18 protein-coding genes are annotated in these 21,083 nt (G+C 69.4%); 7 read left to right on the top strand and 11 right to left on the bottom strand.

The annotated features are described in order from the left end of the window. Positions 1–15 precede the first annotated feature (15 nt). The 4 genes from H2Q94_RS09365 to H2Q94_RS09350 all read right to left on the bottom strand — a co-directional run bounded on the left by H2Q94_RS09365 (position 16) and on the right by H2Q94_RS09350 (position 3,901). The gene (locus H2Q94_RS09365; RefSeq protein WP_243793963.1) at positions 16–759 is read right to left on the bottom strand and encodes a MerR family transcriptional regulator; all 744 of its coding nucleotides are present in this window, start codon (positions 757–759) and stop codon (positions 16–18) included. Positions 760–868: 109 nt separating this feature from the next. After that, positions 869–2,377 (bottom strand): tripartite tricarboxylate transporter permease, encoded by a 1,509-nt coding sequence (locus H2Q94_RS09360; RefSeq protein WP_243795626.1) that lies wholly within the window; start codon positions 2,375–2,377, stop codon positions 869–871. 25 nt (positions 2,378–2,402) lie between these two features. Continuing rightward, on the bottom strand, positions 2,403–2,918 hold the full coding sequence (locus H2Q94_RS09355) for a tripartite tricarboxylate transporter TctB family protein (protein ID WP_243793962.1): 516 nt from the start codon (positions 2,916–2,918) through the stop codon (positions 2,403–2,405). Continuing rightward, positions 2,915–3,901, bottom strand: coding sequence for a Bug family tripartite tricarboxylate transporter substrate binding protein (locus H2Q94_RS09350; RefSeq protein WP_243793961.1), 987 nt, complete (start codon positions 3,899–3,901; stop codon positions 2,915–2,917). Before H2Q94_RS09350 ends, H2Q94_RS09355 begins: the two co-directional genes overlap by 4 nt. Before the next feature lie 601 nt (positions 3,902–4,502). On the opposite strand from H2Q94_RS09350, the gene H2Q94_RS09345 reads away from it, so the two are divergent. The 3 genes from H2Q94_RS09345 to hypE all read left to right on the top strand — a co-directional run bounded on the left by H2Q94_RS09345 (position 4,503) and on the right by hypE (position 7,993). Next, positions 4,503–6,074 (top strand): sensor histidine kinase, encoded by a 1,572-nt coding sequence (locus H2Q94_RS09345; protein WP_243793960.1) that lies wholly within the window; start codon positions 4,503–4,505, stop codon positions 6,072–6,074. Then, positions 6,071–6,763, top strand: coding sequence for a response regulator (locus tag H2Q94_RS09340; protein WP_243793959.1), 693 nt, complete (start codon positions 6,071–6,073; stop codon positions 6,761–6,763). The genes H2Q94_RS09345 and H2Q94_RS09340 overlap by 4 nt, the downstream gene beginning before the upstream one ends. A 303-nt stretch (positions 6,764–7,066) precedes the next feature. Further along, on the top strand, positions 7,067–7,993 hold the full coding sequence (gene hypE / locus H2Q94_RS09335; RefSeq protein WP_243793958.1) for a hydrogenase expression/formation protein HypE: 927 nt from the start codon (positions 7,067–7,069) through the stop codon (positions 7,991–7,993). Between the two features lie 125 nt (positions 7,994–8,118). Here hypE and H2Q94_RS09330 read toward each other — a convergent pair whose 3' ends face one another. The 3 genes from H2Q94_RS09330 to H2Q94_RS09320 all read right to left on the bottom strand — a co-directional run bounded on the left by H2Q94_RS09330 (position 8,119) and on the right by H2Q94_RS09320 (position 10,422). Continuing rightward, positions 8,119–8,985: an LLM class F420-dependent oxidoreductase gene (locus H2Q94_RS09330; protein WP_243793957.1), complete on the bottom strand. Its 867-nt coding sequence runs from the start codon at positions 8,983–8,985 to the stop codon at positions 8,119–8,121. A 65-nt stretch (positions 8,986–9,050) separates the two neighbouring features. Beyond that, positions 9,051–9,485, bottom strand: coding sequence for a pyridoxamine 5'-phosphate oxidase family protein (locus tag H2Q94_RS09325; protein WP_243795624.1), 435 nt, complete (start codon positions 9,483–9,485; stop codon positions 9,051–9,053). Positions 9,486–9,585: 100 nt separating this feature from the next. Next, entirely contained in the window at positions 9,586–10,422 is an 837-nt protein-coding gene (locus H2Q94_RS09320; RefSeq protein WP_243793956.1) for an NAD(P)H-binding protein, read from the bottom strand. A gap of 82 nt (positions 10,423–10,504) precedes the next feature. Between H2Q94_RS09320 and H2Q94_RS09315 the strand changes: the two genes are divergently transcribed. Next, positions 10,505–11,473, top strand: coding sequence for an AraC family transcriptional regulator (locus H2Q94_RS09315; RefSeq protein WP_243793955.1), 969 nt, complete (start codon positions 10,505–10,507; stop codon positions 11,471–11,473). A 242-nt stretch (positions 11,474–11,715) separates the two neighbouring features. On the opposite strand, the gene H2Q94_RS09310 is transcribed toward H2Q94_RS09315, so the two are convergent. Further along, positions 11,716–12,345, bottom strand: a complete 630-nt coding sequence (locus tag H2Q94_RS09310; protein ID WP_184483219.1) for a superoxide dismutase — start codon at positions 12,343–12,345, stop codon at positions 11,716–11,718. A gap of 221 nt (positions 12,346–12,566) precedes the next feature. Here H2Q94_RS09310 and H2Q94_RS09305 point away from each other — a divergent pair, with 221 nt between their 5' ends. Beyond that, positions 12,567–13,679: an acyltransferase family protein gene (locus H2Q94_RS09305; protein ID WP_258718673.1), complete on the top strand. Its 1,113-nt coding sequence runs from the start codon at positions 12,567–12,569 to the stop codon at positions 13,677–13,679. A 318-nt stretch (positions 13,680–13,997) separates the two neighbouring features. On the opposite strand, the gene H2Q94_RS09300 is transcribed toward H2Q94_RS09305, so the two are convergent. The 3 genes from H2Q94_RS09300 to H2Q94_RS09290 all read right to left on the bottom strand — a co-directional run bounded on the left by H2Q94_RS09300 (position 13,998) and on the right by H2Q94_RS09290 (position 17,380). Beyond that, positions 13,998–15,380 (bottom strand): S28 family serine protease, encoded by a 1,383-nt coding sequence (locus H2Q94_RS09300; protein WP_243793953.1) that lies wholly within the window; start codon positions 15,378–15,380, stop codon positions 13,998–14,000. A gap of 130 nt (positions 15,381–15,510) precedes the next feature. Further along, complete coding sequence (locus H2Q94_RS09295) at positions 15,511–16,485, bottom strand: coiled-coil domain-containing protein (protein WP_243793952.1); 975 nt, start codon at positions 16,483–16,485, stop codon at positions 15,511–15,513. A 325-nt stretch (positions 16,486–16,810) separates the two neighbouring features. Beyond that, a complete protein-coding gene (locus H2Q94_RS09290) occupies positions 16,811–17,380 on the bottom strand; it encodes a TetR/AcrR family transcriptional regulator (RefSeq protein WP_243793951.1) in 570 nt (189 codons plus the stop codon). Between the two features lie 284 nt (positions 17,381–17,664). Between H2Q94_RS09290 and H2Q94_RS09285 the strand changes: the two genes are divergently transcribed. Together H2Q94_RS09285 and H2Q94_RS09280 are read left to right on the top strand one after the other, a co-directional pair. Continuing rightward, on the top strand, positions 17,665–19,155 hold the full coding sequence (locus H2Q94_RS09285) for an aldehyde dehydrogenase family protein (protein WP_243793950.1): 1,491 nt from the start codon (positions 17,665–17,667) through the stop codon (positions 19,153–19,155). Between the two features lie 383 nt (positions 19,156–19,538). Beyond that, positions 19,539–21,077, top strand: a complete 1,539-nt coding sequence (locus tag H2Q94_RS09280) for an APC family permease (RefSeq protein ID WP_243793949.1) — start codon at positions 19,539–19,541, stop codon at positions 21,075–21,077. Positions 21,078–21,083 lie beyond the last annotated feature (6 nt).

Here is a 21,083-nt window from a genome sequence, read left to right as displayed (position 1 = left end):
CCGCGCGGTCGCTTTTCAGGAGTTGTTCTGATTCATCTTGAGAAGTCCGACGAGCTTGTCGCCGAGGATTTCCGGGATGACTCGTTCCGCGGAGCGGGCGGCCGCCGCGTTGAGGGCCGACATCGCCAGCGGCCGCAGCCGCTGGATCGCGTCGGAGTAGCGCTCCACCTCGGACTCGTCCCAGACCGTTGTGGACGGATCTCCGAGGACGTGGGTGCGGACCAGGGAGACCAGCGTCTCGGACACGTGGTCCACGTCGCTCTGCAACTGCTCGGCGAGGTCCAGCACGTCCGCCAGCGGCACCCCGAGCTGCACGAGCTCGCTGCCCGCGTCGAGCAGCTGCGGGCTGGGGGCGACGAACCGCGCGCCCCAGCGTTCCAGCAGGCCCAGGTCGAGAGCGCGGCGGATGTTGGCTTGGTTGAGCTGGCCCTGGAACATCTCACGCAGTTGCGACAGCGAGAACACCCGCGGCGCCTGCTCCGCCCAGGACTCGCCCATGGCCTCTTCCAGGCCCAGCACCTCGGCGAGGCTGCGCCCGGACTCCCAGGCCGAGAGCATCTCCTTGATCTGCGCGAAGGCGTAGCCGCGCTCCAGCATGTTGATGATCATGCGAAGGCGCACCAGGTGGGCGTCGGAGTAGATCGCGAGCCTGCCCTCGCGGCGCGGGGCGGGAAGCAGTTCCCGGTCCTGGTAAACCCGCACGTTGCGCACCGTGGTGCCCGCGGCGCGCGCTAGATCGTCGATCCGGTATTCGGCCACCCGCCGGAGTCTAGTTCCTCCGGTGATCACGTGGGGCGGGTGACGGAGGTCCGCATGGCCGGGGGGTGCGATGCGGACCTCCGCCGGAGAGCGGTGGTCGTCCGGGGGATCAGACCTCCGCTCGGTCCTCGTCCCGCTCCCGTTCCTGATCAGCGGACTTGCGGCGGGGCAGCAGCCTGGCCAGCAGCGGCCACGCCAGGATCAGCAGCACCACCGCGTAGACGGTGATCGCGAAAGGCGTGTTGACCAAACCGGTGACCTGACCGTCACTGATCTGCAATGCGCGGCGCATCTGCTGCTCCGCGGTGGGTCCCAGGATCACGGCGATGATCGCGGGCAGCACCGGAAGACCGTAGCGGCGCATGGCGAAACCGATGAGGCCCACGATGAACAGCACCAACAAGTCCAAAGAGGACCCGCCGACCGCGTAGGCCCCGATGCTGGCGAAGAACAGGATGCCCGCGTACAGGTACGGCCGCGGGATCTGCAGCAGCTTCGCCCAGACCGGCGCCAGCGGCAGGTTCAGCACCAGCAGCAGCACCGAGCCGATGAACATGCTCGCGATCAGCGCCCACACCAGGTCCGACTCCCGCTGGAACAGCAGCGGCCCCGGCTGGATGCCGTACTGCTGGAACGCAGCGAGCATGACCGCCGCGACCGCCGTGGTCGGCAGTCCCAGCGTCAGCATCGACACCATCGTCCCGGCGGCCGAGGCGCTGGCCGTGGCCTCCGGGCCGGCGACGCCTTCGATGGCGCCCTTGCCGAACTCGTCCTTGTTGCGCGACAACCGCTTCTCGGTGACGTAGGACAGGAACGTGGGGATTTCCGCGCCACCGGCGGGAATCGCGCCGAACGGGAACCCGATCACCGGCCCGCGCAGCCACGGCTTCCAGGACCGGCGCAGATCTTCCTTGCCGAGCCACGGCGTTCCCACCGGAATGGGCTTGCCGGAGGTGTGGCGCAGGTGCGCGGCCACCCACAGCGACTCTCCGATGGCGAACAGCCCGACGGCGACGATCACCACGTCGATGCCGTCGGCCAGCGGGAGCAGCCCGAAGGTGAGGCGCTGCTGCCCGGTCATCTCGTCCAGTCCGATCAGCCCGATGGTGAGGCCGATCAGCAGCGAGGCGAACCCGCGGATCCGCGAACTGCCCAGCACCGAGGTGACGGCGATGAACGCCAGCACCATCACCGCCAAGTAGTCCGGCGCACCGATGTTCACCGCGACCGAGGCGACCGACGGCGCCAGCAACGTGAGCAGCGTGATGCCGATCAGGGCGCCGATGAAGTGCCCGATGGCGGCGGCGGCCAGCGCCTGCGCCCCGCGGCCCTTGCGGGCCATCGGGTTGCCTTCCATCGCCGCGACGACCGCGGCGCTCTCCCCTGGCGTGTTGAGCAGGATCGAGGTGGTGGAGCCGCCGAACATCCCACCGAAGTAGATGCCGGCGAACATGATGAACGCCCCGGTCGGTTCCAGCGCGTAGGTGACGGGCAGCAGCAGCGCCACGGCCATCGCCGGTCCGATGCCGGGCAGCACGCCGATGGCGGTGCCCAGCAGCACGCCTAACGCGGCCCACACCAGGTTCATCGGGGTCAGCGCGGTGGCGAACCCCTGCATCAACAGGTCGAACGAGGATTCCACGTCACAACACCCCCATCAGCGGTCCGCCGGGCAGGGGCACACCGAGCAAGTGGTTGAACACGACATACGTGCCGACGGACAGGACCGCGGAGATCAGCGGGTCGCGCACGGGGTTGCGGCTGCCCAGCGCGTAGGCGGAGCCCCAGAACAGGATCATCCCGGACAGCGGGAAACCGATGACGTTGATCAGGACGGCGTTCGCGAGGAACGCCGCGGTCAGCAGCAGCACCGTGCGCCAGTCGCTGGGCGCGTCCAGGTCGACGTCCTCACCGGCCTCGGCCGCACCGCGACCGCCGCGCAGCACGTCGCGGACCAGCAGTGCGGACACGATCAGCAGCAGCACGCCGACGATCGTCGGCACGGTCTTCGGGCCGATCGGCCCGCGCTGGGTGAAGTCCGTGGCGATGGTGGCGGTGTCAACGAGGACGACCACTCCGAGCGCGGCCAGCAGCACGCAGATGCCGAGTTCGGAATGCTCCCGCAGCCATTGCCGCCGGGAAACTCCGTTGGTGTTCATGCCAATCCCAACTCCTCGAGCACCGAGACGACCCGGTCGCTCTCCTGTTGCAGGAACTCACCGAATTCCGGGCCGGGCTGGAACGCCGGGGTCCAGCCGTTGCGCCGCATCGCCTCCTGCCACTCCGGGGAGGCGTTGAGGCGGGTGAACAGGTCGACGAGCTTGGTCCGGTCCGCGTCGGACATGCCGGGTGGGGCGACGATGCCGCGCCAGTTGGTGAAGTTCACGTCCAATCCGGCCTCGGTGAGCGTCGGGGCGTCCACGTTGGGCAGTCGTTCCGGCCCGGTGACGGCGAGGACCCGCAGTTCCCCTGCTTCGATCTGGTCGCGGTACTCGCCGATGCCGGAGACGCCGAAGTCGACCTTGCCGCCGAGCACGGAGGCCAGCAGCTCCCCGCCGCCGTCGAACGGCACGTAGTTGACCTGCTTGGGGCTGAGCCCGATGGCCTTGGCCATCAGCATCGGCGCCAAGTGGTCCGGCCCGCCGGGCGAGGAGCCGCCGCCGACCGGGGTCTGGCCGGGGTCGCGCTTCCAGTCCTCGACGAGCTGACCGAAGTTCCGGTACGGGGAGTCCTTCGCGACGACGACCACGTTGGGCTCTTCGACGAGCTTCGCGACGGGCGTGGTGTCCTGCAAGGTCACCGGCGAGTGGTTGGTGTAGACGCTGCCGACGACACCGAGTCCCATGGACATGGCGAGTTTGCCGTTGCCGCGTTCGTTGACGACCCGGCCGAGCCCGACGGTGCCGCCCGCGCCGGGCAGGTTGAACACCTCGACGTTGCCGTTGAGCTTCGCGTCCTCCATCGCCTTCACGGCGGTGCGGGCGGTGATGTCGTAGCCGCCGCCGGGCGAGTTCGGCACCAGCATCCGCAGGCCGCGGATCTGCTGGTCGGTCTCGCCGCCGGAGCCGGTGCTCACCAGTGGCGGCACCAGCAGCACGAGCAGCAGGGACGCGACCACGGACAGCGCGCTGCGTAGGCGCACGGGGATCCCGCCTCTCCGTTGTGGTGGGAACGTGACCCGAGTCATGCTGCACAACGGAGTTCTTGTTGTCCTCCTTGCGAACGTAACGATGCTTTTGTTCGTTGTGTCACTGGAGCCGGTCTCCAGTGCTGCCTGCGTAGTGGGGAACTCAGCGGCTTCGCCGCTGCGGGATCGATTTCTCATGTATGCCGCACACAGCGAAATCGCTGTCCTCGCGAGGAAGCCGCTGAGAACCCGCCGGTGGTCGGCCTGCTCAGGCCGGTCGCCGGTCAGCTGCTTCGCCGCTGACCGGACACTTGATCAAAAGATCGTCTCGTACGTCCCAAAGATTCACCTGCGCACGGCGCAAAGGCCGTCCTGCGCGCGTCGCGGAGATGCGCGCTGCGCACACGTCCCGAAGCTCGTCCTGCGCACGTCCCGAAGATGCGCGCTGCGCACGTCGCGGAGATCGCCCTGGGGCAACGGGCAGAAGATCCTTCTGCGTGGAGTTTCTGATTCCTGGCCCGCTTCGTGACTTGTCCTGTGGGGACTGCTTACGGTTGTGCTGGTCAGGGGGTTAGCGTCAGGCGGGGCACACGCGATGCGGCGAGGGAGGTGGGGCATGCGGGGACCGCTTTCCCGGCAGTTGCTCGGTTGGCAGCTGGCGATCATCTTGGTGTTGCTGGCGTCGATCGCGGTGTTCTCCGTGTCGCAGTCCAACTCCTCGTTCCAAGCCACCGAGGGCAGGCGGATGCTGTCGGTCGCCGAGGATCTCGCCGCGACCGAAGGGGTGCGGTCGAACCTGCAGGACCCGTTCGACCGGGACGGGTTGCCGATCTTCGCCGAGAGCGCCCGCAGCCTCTCCGGCGCCGACGAGGTGATCATCACCGATGCGCGTGGCGTGGTGTTGACCTCGCCCGATCCCGGTCAGCGCGGGCAGCTGCTGCCGCTCGGTGCGAGCACCGTGCTCGACGGCCGGGCCTGGGTGGGCCAGGTGCGCGGCGCCGATGGCAAGGAGTCGCTGGTGGCGCACGTGCCGGTGATCGGTGCGGGGGCGCGCATCGTCGGCGTCGCCGCGGCCGGGCGGGAGACGCCGGACTTCTTCGCCGGGGTCCGGCGAGCACCCGGAAATCCGCTGATGCTGCTGTCGTTCGCGACGTTCCTCGCCGTGGCCGGGTCGGTCCTGCTGGCGCGGCGGGTCAAGCACCAGACGCTCGGGCTGGAACCGCAGGAGATCACGCGCCTGGTGGAGCACCGGGAGGCGATGCTGCACGGCATCCGCGAGGGCGTGCTCGGCGTGGACCAGCAGAACCGCATCACCCTGGTCAACGATCAGGCGCGGGAGCTGCTCTCGCTGCCCGCGGACTGCGTGGGCCGGGACATCGACGAGCTGGACCTCAACGATCGGGCTCGGGACGTGCTCACCGGCCGCACCGGCGGCGTAGACCAGATCGTGCTGCGCCGAGGACGCGTGGTGGTGCTGAACCGGATGCCGATCTCCACGGTCGGCGCGGTCGTCACCATGCGGGACCGCACCGAACTCGTTGACCTGCAACAGGAATTGGCCGCGCACCGTGCCACCACGGACACGCTGCGGGCGCAGGCGCACGAGTTCAGCAACCGGCTGCACACCATCTCCGGTCTCATCGAACTCGGCGAATTCGACGAGCTGGCGCGGTTCGTCGACCGGGTCAGCCACACTCGCGGGCAGTGGCAGTCGGAGGTCGCGGCGCGCATCGCCGACCCGGCGACGGCGGCACTGCTGGTCGCGAAGGCGAGCCTGGCGGCCGAACGCGGCGTGGGCCTGCGGCTCAGCGACGGCAGCGCGCTCGGCGAGGTCGACGAGCAGTCGTCGGCCGACGTGACCACGGTGCTGGGGAACCTGGTGGACAACGCCTTGGACGCGGTCGAAGGGGCGGCCGCGTCCAACCTGATCGAAGTGGACATCCGGCACGCGGGCGACGTGGTGACGCTGGTGGTGCGCGACTCAGGCCCGGGCGTGGCGCCGGAGATCGTGGAGGAGGTGTTCCGGCACGGGTTCAGCACCAAAGCGGCCAGGGACGGGGAACGCGGCCTGGGCTTGGCGTTGACCAGGCAGATCTGCCACCGGCGGGGCGGTTCCGTGCAGGTGCGCAACGAACGCGGCGCCGTGTTCACCGCACGGCTGCCGATGAACACGGAGGTGCCCGCGTGATCAAGGTCCTGGTGGTGGACGACGACTTCATGGTCGCCAAGATCCACAGTGGTTACGTGGGCCGGGTCAACGGTTTTGAGGTCGTGGGCGTCGCGCACTCCGGCACCGACGCGCTGCGGGCGGTGGAGGAGCTGCGCCCGGAGCTGGTGCTGCTGGACATCTACCTGCCGGACATGGACGGGCTCGCCGTGCTGCGCTCGATGCGCGCCGGCGCGCGGCCGTCGGCGGAACCGGACGTGCTGGTCATCAGCGCGGCTCACGACCTGGACACGGTGCGCGGCGCGGTGCGCGGCGGCGCGCTGCACTACCTGATCAAGCCGTTCAGCTTCGACGCGCTGCGCGAGCAGCTGGAGCACTTTCGGGCGCTGCACGACCGGCTCAGCGAACTCCCGGGCGACTCCCCCGCCGCTCAGCAGGACATCGACCGGCTCTTCGGCACGCCGTCGCGTCCCGCGACGACGCCGAAAGGCGTGGCGAGCGAGACGGCGACCGTGGTGGAGCGAGTGCTGCGCGAGGCCGCGGCGAGCGGCGATGACCTCTCGGCCACCGAGTGCGCCGGTCTCGCGGAACTGTCGCGGGTGTCGGCGCGCAAGTACCTGGAGCACTTCGTCGACACCGGCCGCGCCGAAGTCCGCCTCCGCTACGGCGGCACGGGCCGCCCCGAACGCCGCTACCGCTGGTCGTCCTGACCTGATCACCTGACGAATCCCCTCAGGCGAATGTCCCTACCGGTCAAAGGCGACCTCGACTCCAGAAGCGGTACCGGATGAACTCCTCATTCGACCGGCGGGAACGGGCCGAGGGGACATTTCCCCGGGTCGCGGTTTTGTTGGTGCGCAAGCGGAAATAGCGATCCGGAAACTCTGGAGAGGTGGCCCGGCCGTCCCTCGTTCAGGCGGACGAGGGCGGCTCGATTTGTGGGCGGCGGGGCGGGGACCGAGGCTGGCAGCGCACACCGTCCTGATCATCGACGGAATCGAGGTGGCGCGCGAATGACACCGCGGACCAAGCCTTCCGCCCGCATCGAATGGCAGGAACCTCGGGTCTCCCGCGATGCGGCGCAACGAGACCTCATCGAATCGATGCTGGTGGAGTTCTGCGAGGAACCACCGGAGGACGCCTCGCTCGGGCGGATCGCGGTCACCACCGACTCGTTCGCCATGGCGCCGTTGTTCTTCCCCGGCGGGAACATCGGCGACCTGGCCGTCCACGGCACCGTGAACGACCTCGCGGTTTCCGGTGCCACGCCCCGGTATCTGGTGGTGCGGCTCGTCGTCGAGGACGGTTTCCCCGTCGACGATCTGCGGCGGGTGGCGCGTTCGATCGGCAACGCGGCGGGCGACGCGGGAATGCGGCTGGTCAGCGGAGGCGCGGACGTCGTGGCGAAGGGCGAGGCCACCGGCTGCCGCATCGACACCACCGGCGTCGGGACGCTCAACGGCACGCACCGGCTGGGCGTTTCGCGGGCGCGGCCGGGCGATGCGGTCCTGGTGACCGGGCCGGTAGGGGATCACGGAGTCGCCGTGCTGCTCGGCCAAGACGATCAGTCGACCGCGGCGGACGTCGTCTCGGACACCGCCGCGCTGCACGGCCTCGCCGAGCCGGTGCTGGCGGCGGCGTCCGGGGTTCGCGCGCTGCGCTGCCCCGCGCGCGGCGGGGTCGCCGCGGTGCTCGACGAGATCACGCGCTCCTCCGGAACCTCGATGGCACTGGAGGAGAACGCGATTCCGGTCCGCGCCCGGGTGCGCACGGCTTCGGAACTCCTCAACATCGACCCGCTGCACGTGGCCTGCGCGGGCCGCGCGGTCGTCGTGGTCGATGGCGCACAAGCGCAGGCCGCCCTCACCGCGATGCGGTCCCATCCGCTCGGCGAACGGGCCGCGATCATCGGACGGATCACGGCACCGGACGTCACGTGATCCCGCGCCACGGCCCCATCCGGGTCTCGGGCCACCGGACGTCACGTGACCCGGTGGCCCCGGCTCCGCCGCGTCCGCGCTGAGACCGCGCCGCCACGTCCACGACGACGGGACGCCGAGCGGGATCAGCCCTTCAACGCAGGCGCGAGTTCGCGCCACTGCCACCGAGGCAGGTCGCTTCCCCGGCTCAGCACCTGGACGGTGACGTGGTCGGCGCCTGCGTCGCGGTGCGCCCGCACCCGGTCGGCGATGGTGTCCGCGTCGCCCCACGCGACCAGGGAGTCGATGAGCCGGTCGCTGCCGCCGTCGGCGAAGTCCTCGTCGGTGTAGCCGAGGCGTCGCAGGTTGTTCAGGTAGTTCGGCAGCTGCAGGTACGGCCCGGTCCGGTCGCGGGCGATCTCGCGGGCTTCGGCCGGGTCGGTCTCCAGCACCACCTTCTGCTCCGGCGCCAGCAGCGGGCCGTCGCCGAGGACTTCGCGCGCGACCGCGGTGTGCTCGGGCGTCGTGAGATACGGGTGCGCACCGGCCGCCCGCTCCCCCGCCAGCGCCAGCGCCCGCGGCCCGAGCGCGGCCAGCACCCGCGCCTGCGACGGCAGCGGCTCCTCGACGGCGTCAAGTTCGTCCACATAGGACTTCAGTTTGCTGAACGGTTTGACGTAGGACTGGCCGCTGTTCTCCACGACCGGCGCGTGGCTGGGGCCGATCCCGATCAGCGCGCGCCCCGGATGCACCCGGTCCACCCGCTGGTAGGCGGCGGCGACCTCGGCGGCCGGGTACTCCCAGATGTTGATGATCCCGGTGGCCACGACCAGCTTCTTCGTCGCGGCCAGCAGCGCCTGAACCGTCCGCAGATCCCCCGGAGCCAGTCCGAGCCACAACGCCCCGTACCCGAGTTCGTCGATCTCCGCCACGGCTTCCCGGTGCTCGACGGTGTCGCCGTCCCAGCTGGGCGCCCCGGTCCACAACCCGAACCGCCCGATCTCGATCGCCATGCCGCTCCCTCACATCGTGGATCCCTCAACCACACCCAACCCGCGACACGGCTCCGCTGTTCCCCTCAGCCCTCGAAGCGGAAGCGACGCACGTTTTCCGGGTGAATGACGACACGGACCCAGTGCTCGGCGAGCATCCCGGCGAGTTCCTTGGCGCGAACCGGGTCGTCGAGATCCCAGTAGCGAGCGCCGAGTCGGGCGCACAGGTCGTAGCCGCCGTCGGATTCCAACGTGGCGCGGCCCGCGACCGACACCCAGTGCTCGCGTTCGCCCGTCGGGGCGGCGACGACGAGGGACGCGCGCGGATCCTCGCGCAAGCGCCGCACCTTGAGCGACTTCGGATCGTTGAACAGCTGGATCGTGCCTTCGTCGGTGACCTCGAACCACACGGGCCGAGGCTGCGGCGGCAGCGGCCCACCGGCCACGGACAGGAAGCCGTGCAGGGGGCGCCGGAGGAACTCGATGTCCTGAGCGGTCAGCGAACTGTTGTCGGTGGTCATCATGGCCTTTCGATCAGATGCGGGAAATTCCGGAGTAGCTGCACGTTCCGCGGCTGCTGTTCCGCGAACGGCGGTCGAGGTGATCGGCTCCGCCGGGCGGTCACCGCCGCCAGGCGCCCGCGGCCGCGGCTCGCACGACGTAGTCCTCGAAAGTCCGCGGCGCCCGCCCCAGCAAGGCGGCGAGGTCCTCCGTCGTCGTGGCGAGCACGCCGCGTTCCATCAGCACGAACATCTCGGCGACGTGGTGGGCGTCGTCCTCGCTCAACCCGTCCCGGACCAACGTCGCGGCGTATTCGTCCGGGGAGATCTTCCGGTAGGTGAGCGGCCGCCCGGACCCGCGGGCGATCAGTTCGACGGCCTCTTCGAAGAGGATCGGACGCGGGCCGGTCAGTTCGTAGATCCGCCCGGCGTGCCGACCCGGCTCGCTGAGCACCAGGGCCGCCGCGTCGGCGACGTCGTCGATGTCGATGAACGGCTCGGGAACCGCGCCGGCCGGCGTCGCCAGCTCCCCCGCGAGCAGCGGGGCGTGGAAGACCTCCTCGTCGAAGTTCTGCGCGAAGTTCGACGCCCGCAGCACGGTCCACTCCAGCGCCGAACCGCGCACGGCGTCCTCAGCGGAACGCATGTCGAGGCCGAACGAGGAGTCGCCCCAGGTGTCGGCGCCGCGCCCGGAGAGCAGGACCAGCCGCCGCACCCCGGCGGCCTCGGCGCGCGCCGTGAACTCGTGCACCGGGCCGGGCACGGCCGGCGCCACCACGTAGACGGCGGCGACGCCCCGCAGCGCGGCGTCCCAGGTGCCGGGGTCGGACCAGTCGAACCGGGTCTCGCTGGAGCGGGACGCGGCGCGCACCGGCGTTCCGCGCAGCCGCAACCGCGCGATGACCCGTCGGCCGGTCTTCCCCGTCGCGCCGAGGACCAGAGTGGTGTCGTTGCTCATGACATCGAGTCAACACCGGCGGATCGGACAATCCCATAGGCGAGAAGCCGGATCGCCTGTGCATTCGTCTAACCTCGCGGAGGTGGACGCCTTCAGTGATCTGATCCGCGGGGTGCGGGCTCACGGCTCGTTGTTCGGCAGCACCACGTTGACTCCGCCGTGGGCGCTGAGCTTCGTGGATGGTGCACCGCTGACCTTGTGCACCGCGCTCACCGGGTCGGGCTGGATCGTGCCGGACGGCCGCCCGCCCGAACCGCTGCGCAGCGGAGACACGATCATCGTGCGCGGCCCCACCGCCTTCACCTTCGTCAACGAGGTCGGCACCGCCGCTGAACCGATCGAGTGCGGCGAAGACTGCGCGACACCGGAGCAAGGCGGGACCCGGCACCGGCTCGGGTGGAACGACCCCGGCGAGGACACCGGCGCCGAGTCGACGACCTTGATCGTCGGGGCTTATCCGGTGCGCGGCGAGCTGAGCCGCCGGCTGCTCGACGCGCTGCCCGTCGTGCTGCGCGTCGACGCCGGGGGCACCGCCGATCCGGTGCTGGAGCACCTCGCCGCCGAGGTCGCCGTCGACGCCCCCGGCCAGCAGGTCGTGCTCGACCGGCTGCTGGACTGGATGTTGGTGTGCACGCTGCGCGAATGGTTCGACCGGCCCGGTGGGGAGCCTCCGGCTTGGTGGGCCGCCCAGCGGGACCCGGTGGTCGGCGACGCGCTGCGCCTGCTGCACGCCGAACCGGCGGCACCGTGGACGGTCGGCGCCCTGGCCGACCGCACCGGCGTGTCCCGTTCGACACTGGCCAAGCGGTTCGCCGACCTGGTCGGCGAACCACCGCTGACCTACCTGACCCGCTTGCGGATGACGCTCGCGGCGGACCTGCTGGCCGAGAAGGAGGCCGTGACGATCGCGGACGTCGCCCGCACCGTGGGCTACTCGGACCCGTTCGGATTCAGCGCGGCCTTCAAACGAATCCGGGGCACCAACCCGAGCGAGTTCCGACGCGCGGCCACCTCCCCCGCCCCCGAACACCGAGTGGCCTCGAACGCCTGAACCAGGCAGCCGGGAGCCGCCCGGCGGTGCGGGTCCAAAAGCCCGGCTCTGATCCTGGTCTTGTCAGCGGCGACGCCGATGAGCGGCGACCACCCGAGCGAGCCGACCACCGGCGGGTTCTCAGGTGCTTCCTCGCGAGGACGGCTTCTCCCTCGTGGCGGAGCACTCGGGAAAAAGATCCCGCAACGAGGAAGCACCTGAGGTTCCGCCACCCGACCCCGTGAGCAGGCCGGGGAAGCGCCTCAGGCGGTGGGCAGGCGCAGACCGTTGTAGCCGGCGCGGGCGTCGGCGAAGCGCTTGCCGACCTCGTCCCAGTTCACGACGTTCCACAACTGCTTGACGTAGTCCGCCTTCACGTTCTTGTACTGCAGGTAGTACGCGTGCTCCCAGATGTCGAACACCAGCAGCGGCGTCGTGGCGATCGACAGGTTCGAGTGGTGATCACGCAACTGCTGCGTGATCAACCGCTGACCCACCGGGTCCCACGCCAGCACGCCCCAGCCGTTGCCCTGGATCGTGGTGGACACCGCCTCCAGCTGAGCCCGGAACTTGTCGAACGACCCGAAGTCCTGATCGATCGCCGCCGCCAGCTCACCCGTCGGCTTGTCGCCCCCGTTCGGCGACAGGATCTTCCACCACACCAAGTGCAGCGAGTGCCCCGCCAAGTTGAACGCCAGGGTCGTCTCCAACCCCACGATCGAACCGAAGTCACCCTTGTCCCGCGCCTCCGCGATCTTCTCGATCGTGTCGTTGGCGCCCTTCACATAAGTCGCGTGGTGCTTGCTGTGGTGCAGCTCGTTGATCTCACCCGAGATCGCGGGCTCCAGCGCCGCGTAGTCGTAATCCAACTCGGGCAGCACGTACTGAGCCATTGGTCTCCCGTCCGGCGTGCGCTCGGCACACGCCTGATGCTCTGTTCACCGTCTGCCACGGTTCACCCGGCCAGGGGATGAGCCCATGACCCCATCAGCCTCGGACTTCCAGTGCGGTGGAGGTCAACAGCTCTCGAGCATGGCCTTGATCACTCGGACGGGTGGCCGCTGTCCTGCGGTTGGGTCACAACGATGAAAACGGCGATTGGTAACGTAATACCGTGCCTGAAGGAACCACTGCGCCCGCACGAGCTCACTCGGGCACGCGGAGCAATCGGAAGATCAGCTGGGACGTCGTACGGGCCGGCTGCGTGGGACTCGTGATGCTGTACCACGCGACGTTCCTGAGCGTCTACCTGCACCCCGAGCTGATCCCGCGCAACATCGTCTTCCCCTACCAGGTCGGCGCGAGCCTGCTGCTGGTGATCTCCGCGTACTTCGCGTGCGTGACGATCGGCCGCGGCACCCTGCTGCGGTACTGGTGGGGGCGGATCGCGCGACTGCTACCGCCGTTCCTCGCCGCGGTCCTGGTGATCTACCTGGGCATCAGCCTGCTGCCGATCGAGGGCTGGTTCGACCCGACCGGAACCGACCTGGCCGCGAACCTGCTCATGCTGTGGAACTGGCGGCCGTCCGAGTACTTCTACATCGACGGCTCGCACTGGACGGTGCCGCTGCAGCTGATGGGATTCAGCGCCGCGGCGATGCTGTACGCGAGCCGCTACGGGCACGGCCGCCGCATCCTGCTGGTGCTGTGGACCGCCGTGCTGATCCCGGCCGCGCAATGGCCGCTGCGCGTGACCCAGCCGCCGGAGTGGTACCGGACCGTGGTCGACGGCATCGGAATGCACCGCTGGCACCTGTTCGTGGTGGGCGTGGCGATCTGGCTGTGGTCGACCAAGCGCATCAAGACGCCGCACTTCGCCCTGCTGCTGGCGGCCTGCATGCTCGGCCAAGCGCTGCACAACTACGCCGAGACACCGGAAGGCCTGGTCGCCGACTGGGGCTCGACCGTCGCGGTCTGCGTCGGCATGCTCGTGGTCGCGCTGACCGCGCGCGGGCCGGACTGGAACCGGGTCATCCCCCAGTGGGCGCGGCGCCCGATCCAGTGGTTCGCGGGCATCTCCTACGGCGTGTTCCTGATGCACCAGACCCTCGGCTACGTGGTCTCCCGCCTGCTGCAGGACCTCGGCGTGGGACCGACGTTGCAGACCGTGGCGTTCCTGGTCAACGGCGTGCTGCTCGGCTGGGCGCTCACCAAGCTCGTGGAACGCCCTGCGCACCGATTCCTCATGACCACCTACGACCGCTTCGCTGCACGTCGGGCTGCTTGAGGGCTCGTTCGTCCTTGGGGGGCGGGTGGCGGAACCTCAGTTGGTCTCTCGCTGCGGGATCTTTTTCCCTAGTGGCTCCGCCACGAGGGAAAAAGCCGTCCTCGCGAGAGACCAACTGAGAACCCGCCGGTGGTCGGCTTCTTGACGTGGGCTATGCGCTTCGCACATACAGGCACGGCCTTCGGCCGCAAGGATTCGGCTACGCCGCAAGGGCTGCCTTCGGCCGCTGGGTGGGCTTGCTTCGCGGACCTTCGCGGCTCGGCCGCTGGTGGGCCGGACTTGATCTGCGCGGAACCGCACATGGTCTGGTGATGGTGCTCAGGGCAGGCGGGGTGGCGTGCGGGTGAGGTCGTCGCGGTCCAGCGTGGCGTGGAGCTGAGCGGGGGTCTGGTCGACTCCTGCCCAGCGGCGCACGGTGGCCTCGGCTTCGGCTCGTTCGGGCGCGGGGAGGTCCTCGATCTTCGAACCGTGGTTGCCGCCGGGCACCAGGTAGTCGTAGGAGTCGCGGGTGCCCGGACCGAGACGGAACGGTTCCGCGCTCCACGGGTCGGCGGCGCCGTTGACGAACATCAGCTCCGAGCCCTGCGAAGCGATCCACGCGGCCACGTCGGCCATCGCGCCCGGCCGGAAGCTCATGTCGATCTCGTGCGGCACCAAGTTGCGCGGTTCCCCGATCTTGCGGTGGTGCAACAGGTCGGCCAACGGCTCATCGGACACGTCGGGCCAGCCCAGCTGCGTGCCCGCCTGGTAGTAGTACGGCACGTACGAGTCGAGCCCCTGATCCGTGTACGAATCGAACTGCGAGGTCTCCTCGAAGAACGTCCACAGCTCGTCGAGGCTCGCGCCGGGTGCCGGGATCTTCGCGCAGTCCTGCGGCCCGCGATACTGCCAGAACGCGAACGGCGCGTCCACGACCACGGCCTCCAGCGCCCGGTCCACGTCGCCGATGATGCGGTCGAAGGTGAGTCCTTCCGCGGCGGCGTAGGCCGCGTACCGGTCCCGCAGCTCGGTGCGCCGGGTCAGCGCGTCCCGCTGCACGGCGGTCAGCGCCGCACGGCAGGACTCGTCGCCGACGGTGTTGAGGAATTCGTCGTAGCGGTCCCGCTCGTTGACGACGTCGTTCGGCGCGACGTAGGCGATGGTCGCGTCGACGTCGCGGGGGTAGAAGCGGCGGTGGTAGACGGCCGTCATACCGCCCTTGCTGGCACCGGTGGTGACCCAGCGGTCGGCGTAGACCGCGCGCAGCGCCTCGATGACGCGGTGCTGGTCGGTGGCGGCCTGCCAGATGTTCAGGTCCGTCCAGTCCGGCTGGTCGGGGCGCGACGGGGTGAAGAAACGGTGTTCCAGGGCGACCTGGTTGCCGTCGAGCAGCCGCGTCGGCTCGGTGCGGGTGGCCACCGAAGGCAGGTTGTAGCCGGTGGTGTAGGCGACCGTGGGCCGATCGAAGTTCCGGTGCAGCAGCGTGAGGTGCTGCTGGAACCCGCCCGCCCCCGGATCGCGGTGATCGGTGGGCTGAGCGTAGGTGAGATCGAACAGCCGGAAGCCCGGCTCCGTCGGGCGCTCACCGAGCACCGTCAACCCCGGGACCGCGTCCAGCCTGGAACGCACCTCGTCCGGCGGGGTCTGCGCGCCCGCGACCGGCACGCCCGCGAGCAGCATGCAGCCCGCCGCAAGAACCGCCAGCCAACCTCGAATCCGCATCCGCGCCCCTCCCGCTGATCACCGGCAGCGACCAACCTAATGCGGATCGGACCGGGACGGTAGCCCGTGCGGGCCGGGTGAACGGACCGTTCGACCGAACGGCCCGTTCACCCCGTCGCCGAACGGCGGGTCAGCCGGTGACGGCTTCGGCCACCGCCTCTTCCGCCTCGGATGCTTCGGCCGCGGCCGGCTTGGTGCGCTGGCGCGGGACCTCGACGTCCGGGTCGTTGTCGAGCAGGCCGCCGTGCACGACGCCTGCCGCGTACGCATCGGAGGAATCGCTCATCGTCCCGGCTTCGACATCGCTGAGGAACGGCTCCGCGTCGCCCATGATCTGCTGCGCCGCGCGCACCCGCTTCGCCAGGTCCTGGCGCATCAGCAGCATCGCGTCGGAGTGCTCGTTCGCACGCCGGATGCGGCGCTCGGCCTCGGCGGTCGCTTCCAGGACGCGGCGCTGCGCCTCGTCGCGGCTGCGCTGCTCGCGCTCCGCCTGCACCCGATTGGCCTCGTCGCGCCGGGCCGCCATGGAGATCTCGAAGTCCCTCTCCACCTGGGTGCGGCGCGCTTCGGCGTCGTGGTCGAGCTTGCGCCGGTGCGCCTCGGCCTCCCGCGCCATGCGCTGGATGTCGCGCCGCGTCTCGGCGAGCGCCTCGTTGCGCTGCGTCTCGGACTGCCTGCGCCACTGGTCGGCCTCCGCTACGAGGTTCTCGTAGCGGGCGCGCAGTTCGGCGGCGGACTGCTCGGCACGAGCCCATTCGTGCTCGGCGGCGGCCTGCGCGGAGGAGACGACCTCCTCGGCCTCGTCGTGCGCCAGCCGCACCCTCCGGCGCAGCCGATCGGACAGACCGGCCTCCTCGATGGGCGAGCGGCACACCTCGTCGAACTGGGCGCGCAGGGCCTCGATCTCCGAACGCGCCTGATCGAGCTGCGCGGAGAGGTCGCTGACCTGGCTGAGCGCGGAGTCCCGATCCTCGGTCAGCATCCGCACTTCGGCGTCGGTCTGCTGGATGTAGAAACGCACCTGGGAGCGGCGGTAGCCGTACCAGACGGTGTCGAAATCGGACTTCAACGGCACCAGTTCACGATCTTCGTTGTGATAGCCCACGGTCTCACCCCACTGAGAATGTGTTGATCATCAGTTTGTCCTGCTGGGAGCGAGCCACGCCCCGACGCGGCAATGTCCGTCGTACACCGGCGAATCACCGGGCGATGCACTCCGCCGGTAGGAACCCGACGAAGCCCGGACATTGGCTCGACGACACTACTGAGACGACATTGCCTGCCCGGTCACCCGGTGGGCGACGGTGAAACGGATCGCTACGGACCATTGTTCACCCGCAGCACTCATGAGATCAACTGATCGGTTTTCCGAAATCGATGGGAAATCCGCCGGTGACGGTCCTGGCGGCGAGCCGAAAAACGTTGCCGTATCAGCGATTTTCGGTCGGCAGCAGCACTCGCCGAAAAGTGGTTTCGATTTCGTCTCGACTCGGCACCGACTCGCGGACGATGCCCTGCAGCAGCAGGCCGCAGAAAACCGCCGAAAGTGCCCTCCCGGTAACGGGATCGGTATAGAAGGTGAACAGCTCGACCAGTGCCGCATCCCATTCGGTGCTGACATGCGCAAGGGCCGGACGGTGCAACGCGGCGATGTAGAGCTCGTGCTGCACGACGGTCCGGGTGCGCTCCGGGCCGAGGTAGCGCAGCACCAGGTCACCGAGCGCCGTGGCCAGCTCGGCGCCGCCGTCGATCGCATCGGCCCAGGCGCGCAGCTCGGCGACGTCGTCCTGCGCGGAGTGCCGCAGGGCTTCGGCCAGCAGGTCGTCAAGGGTGCGGAAGTAGTACGTCGTGGAGCCCAGCGGCACGTCGGCCGCGGCCGCGACGGCACGGTGGGTGAGCTTCTCGATACCGCGCTCACCGACGACGGCGATCGCCGCGCGGGCGATGCGCTCCTTCCTCGCCGGATCTTTGCGGCGGGTCGCGGACTCCGTCGTCGACATTCCCCCAGCCTGCCACGTGCGGGCTTCGGGGCGTTGCGGGCCATGTCACCCTGAAAGCATCAGAGCTGTTCAGGAGCTTGAACCGAGCAAGTCCGGACGCCTCGAACGCGCTGTTGATGTACAGATGTACACAGCCGGTGTTAGTGTCCGTCGGCAACGCAGCCAGGCCCGCCGCGCATCGACCGAGATCGATTCACCCCGGCCGAAGCGCTCCGCGCCGGCCGCCCGCGCGAACACGCGCCGCACTGAGACCCGAACGGACCAAAGGACCAGCAGGGACACCTATGTCGAATACCGAAGGCCCGAGCACGCTGTTCATCGACGGAGCCTGGCAACCCGCCACCGCCGGAGGCGTCCGGGAGATCCACAGCCCCGCCGACGGCACCCTCGTGGCCACCGTCTCGGAAGGTGACCGCTCCGACACCGAGCGCGCCGTGCAGGCGGCTCGCCGCGCCTTCGACGACGGGGCCTGGGCGAACACCTCCGCCTGGGACCGCGGTGACCTGCTGCTGCGGGTCGCCGACATCCTCGTCCGCGACAAGGACGAATTCGCCCGCGCCGAATCCGGCGACACCGGCAAACGCCTGGTGGAGAGCGAATACGACATGGACGACATCGCCGCCTGCTTCCGCTACTTCGGCAAGATCGCGGGCACCGACGGCGGCCACGTCATCGACACCGGCTCCCCCGACTCGTTCAGCCGCGTGCGCTACGAGCCCATCGGCGTCTGCGGGATGATCACGCCCTGGAACTTCCCGCTGCTGCAGGTGGCGTGGAAGGTCGCGCCCGCCATCGCCGCGGGCGACACGTTCGTGCTCAAACCCAGCGAACTCACGCCGAGCACCGCGATCCTGCTGCTGCGCGCGCTCACCGAGGCCGGACTGCCCGCCGGAGTCGGCAACCTCGTGCTCGGCACCGGCCCCGAAGTCGGATCCGTGCTCTCCGAGCACCCGGACATCGACCTGGTCTCGTTCACCGGCGGCCTGCACACCGGACGCCGCGTGGCGGCCGCCGCGGCGGCCACGGTGAAGAAGGTCGCGCTGGAACTCGGCGGGAAGAACCCGAACGTCGTGTTCGCCGACGCCGACTTCGACACCGCCGTGGACTACGCGCTGATGGCGGTGTTCCTGCACTCCGGGCAGGTCTGCTCCGCCGGTGCCCGGCTGATCGTGCAGGACGAGATCCACGACCGGTTCGTCGACGAAGTCGTGCGCCGCGCCGAGAAGATCCGCATCGGCGGCCCGTACGACGCCGACGCCGAGACCGGCCCGCTGATCTCCGCCGCGCACCTGGCGAAGGTCGACTCCTACGTCGCGAAGTCCATCGAGGAAGGCGCCGTGCTGCGCACCGGCGGCCGCCGCCCCGAAGGCGAGCAGTACGCCGCCGGGCACTACTACCTGCCGACCGTGCTCGACGAGGTCCAGCAGGGTTCGTACGCGGTGATCGAGGAATCCTTCGGCCCGGTGCTGACCGTGGAGCGGTTCACCGACGAGGACGACGCGGTGCGCATCGCCAACGACACCCACTACGGCCTGGCCGGGGCCGTGTTCAGCTCCGACGTGAGCAAGGCGCAGCGCGTCGCGCACCGGCTGCGCCACGGCACCGTGTGGATCAACGACTTCCACCCCTACCTGCCGCAGGCCGAATGGGGCGGTTTCAAACAATCCGGCGTCGGGCGCGAGCTCGGCCGCGCCGGGCTCGGCGAGTACCAGGAGGCCAAACACATCCACCAGAACCTGCGGCCCGTCCCCCCTCGGTGGTTTGACGGGCGGTGACGACCACGGCTCTTTTGGCCTTGGTGTCCGGGTAGCGGAACCTCAGCTGTCTTCTCGCTGCGGGATCTTTTTCCCAAGTGGCTCCGCCACGAGGGAAAAAGCTGTCCTCGCGAGAAGACGGCTGAGAACCCGCCGGTGAGGGCTTTTGCACGTGGGCTATGCGCTTCGCACATACAGGCACGGCTTCGCCGCGAGGCACGGCCTTCGGCCGCTGGGCAGGCTTCGCTTCGCTTGCCCTTCGCCGCCGGCCGGGGCACTGAACGGGAGATCATTCCGCACGGACGTCGGTCGCAGGACATCCAGCAGTTTCACTTCGTTGCGCAACAACCACCCGACGTTCGGCCTCGCAGCCCGCGAGGTGAGCGCGGGAAAGGAGTTAGGGCATGAGCGCGCCCTCCGGTGACGCCGAACTCGGCGAGTTCGGCTACACCAACAAACTGAAGAGGACCCTCGGGTCGTTCCACACGTTCGCCGCGGGCATCAGCTACATCTCGGTGCTGACCGGCACCTTCCAGCTGTCGTACTTCGGGTTGTCCTTCGGCGGCCCCGCCTACTGGTGGAGCTGGCCGATGGTGTTCCTCGGCCAGCTGATGGTGGCGTTGAGCTTCGCGGAGCTGGCCTCGCACTACCCGATCGCCGGGTCGATCTACAACTGGTCGAAGCGGCTCGGCGGCAAGCACGTCGCCTGGTTGGCCGGCTGGATGATGCTGCTGGCCTCGATCGTGTCGATCGCGGCGACGGCGCTGGCGTACCAGCACACGCTGCCGCAGATCTGGGGCGCCTTCCAGATCATCGGCGACGGCTCCGGAACCAGCGAGGCCGCCAACGGCGTGCTGCTGGCGAGCGCGCTGATCGTGTTCACCACGCTGGTCAACGCGTTCGGCGTGAAGCTGATGGCCAGGATCAACAGCGCGGGCGTGGCGATCGAACTGGTCGCGGCGGTGCTGCTGATCCTGGTGCTGGCGGTGTTCGCGACGCGCGGCCCGGAGGTCGTGCTGGACACGCAGAACACCGGATCGGCCTACGGCGGCAGCGGTTACCTCGGCGCCTTCCTCGTCGCGGCGATCGCCTCCTCGTACGTGATGTACGGGTTCGACACGGCTTCCTCGCTGGGCGAGGAGTCGATCGACCCGCACCGCAACGCGCCGAAGGCGATCCTGCGGTCGCTGATCGCGTCGTTCGTGCTCGGCGGGCTGATCATCCTGCTGGCGCTGATGGCGGCCCGCGACCTGACGGCGCCGCAGCTGACCGAGGACGGGCTGCAGTTCGTGCTCACCGACGCGCTCGGTCCGCTGGTGGGCAGGTTGTTCCTGCTGGTGGTGTTCGTGGCGATCACGGTGTGCGTGCTGGCGGTGCACACCGCGGCGATCCGCATCGCGTTCGCGATGGCCCGCGACAACGCGCTGCCCGGCGGCTCGAAACTGGCGCGGGTGAGTCCCCGGTTCCACACGCCGGTGATCCCCGCGGTCGTGATCGGCGTGCTGGCGGTGGCGCTGCTGGTGTTCAACATCGGCCAGCCGCAGATCTTCTCCGCCGTGACCAGCCTGGCGATCATCCTGATCTACATCTCGTACCTGCTGGTGACGATCCCGATGCTGGTGGCCCGGCTGCGCGGCACGTGGTCCTCGGCGAAGCAGGAAGGCCGCTTCTCGCTGGGCCGCTGGGGTCTGCCGGTGAACATCGCGGCCGTGCTGTGGGGCATCGGCATGACGGTGAACCTGGCCTGGCCGCGCAACGAGGTCTACAACGCCGAGCCGCCGTTCCACTGGTACCTGCAGTGGATCTCGGTGCTGTTCGTCGGCATCACCGCGGGCGGCGGCTTCGCCTACTACTGGTTCGTGCAGCGGCACCGCATCGGTGTGCTCGCCGACCACGCGGTCGGCGCCGACGAGTCCGAAGACCCGAAACCTGCCCTGTCCTGAGCGGAA

It is taken from the genome of Saccharopolyspora gloriosae (assembly GCF_022828475.1).
Lineage (GTDB): Bacteria > Actinomycetota > Actinomycetes > Mycobacteriales > Pseudonocardiaceae > Saccharopolyspora_C > Saccharopolyspora_C gloriosae_A.
Note: the sequence above shows the minus strand (reverse complement) of the source record. Positions and strands in the feature narration are given on the sequence as shown.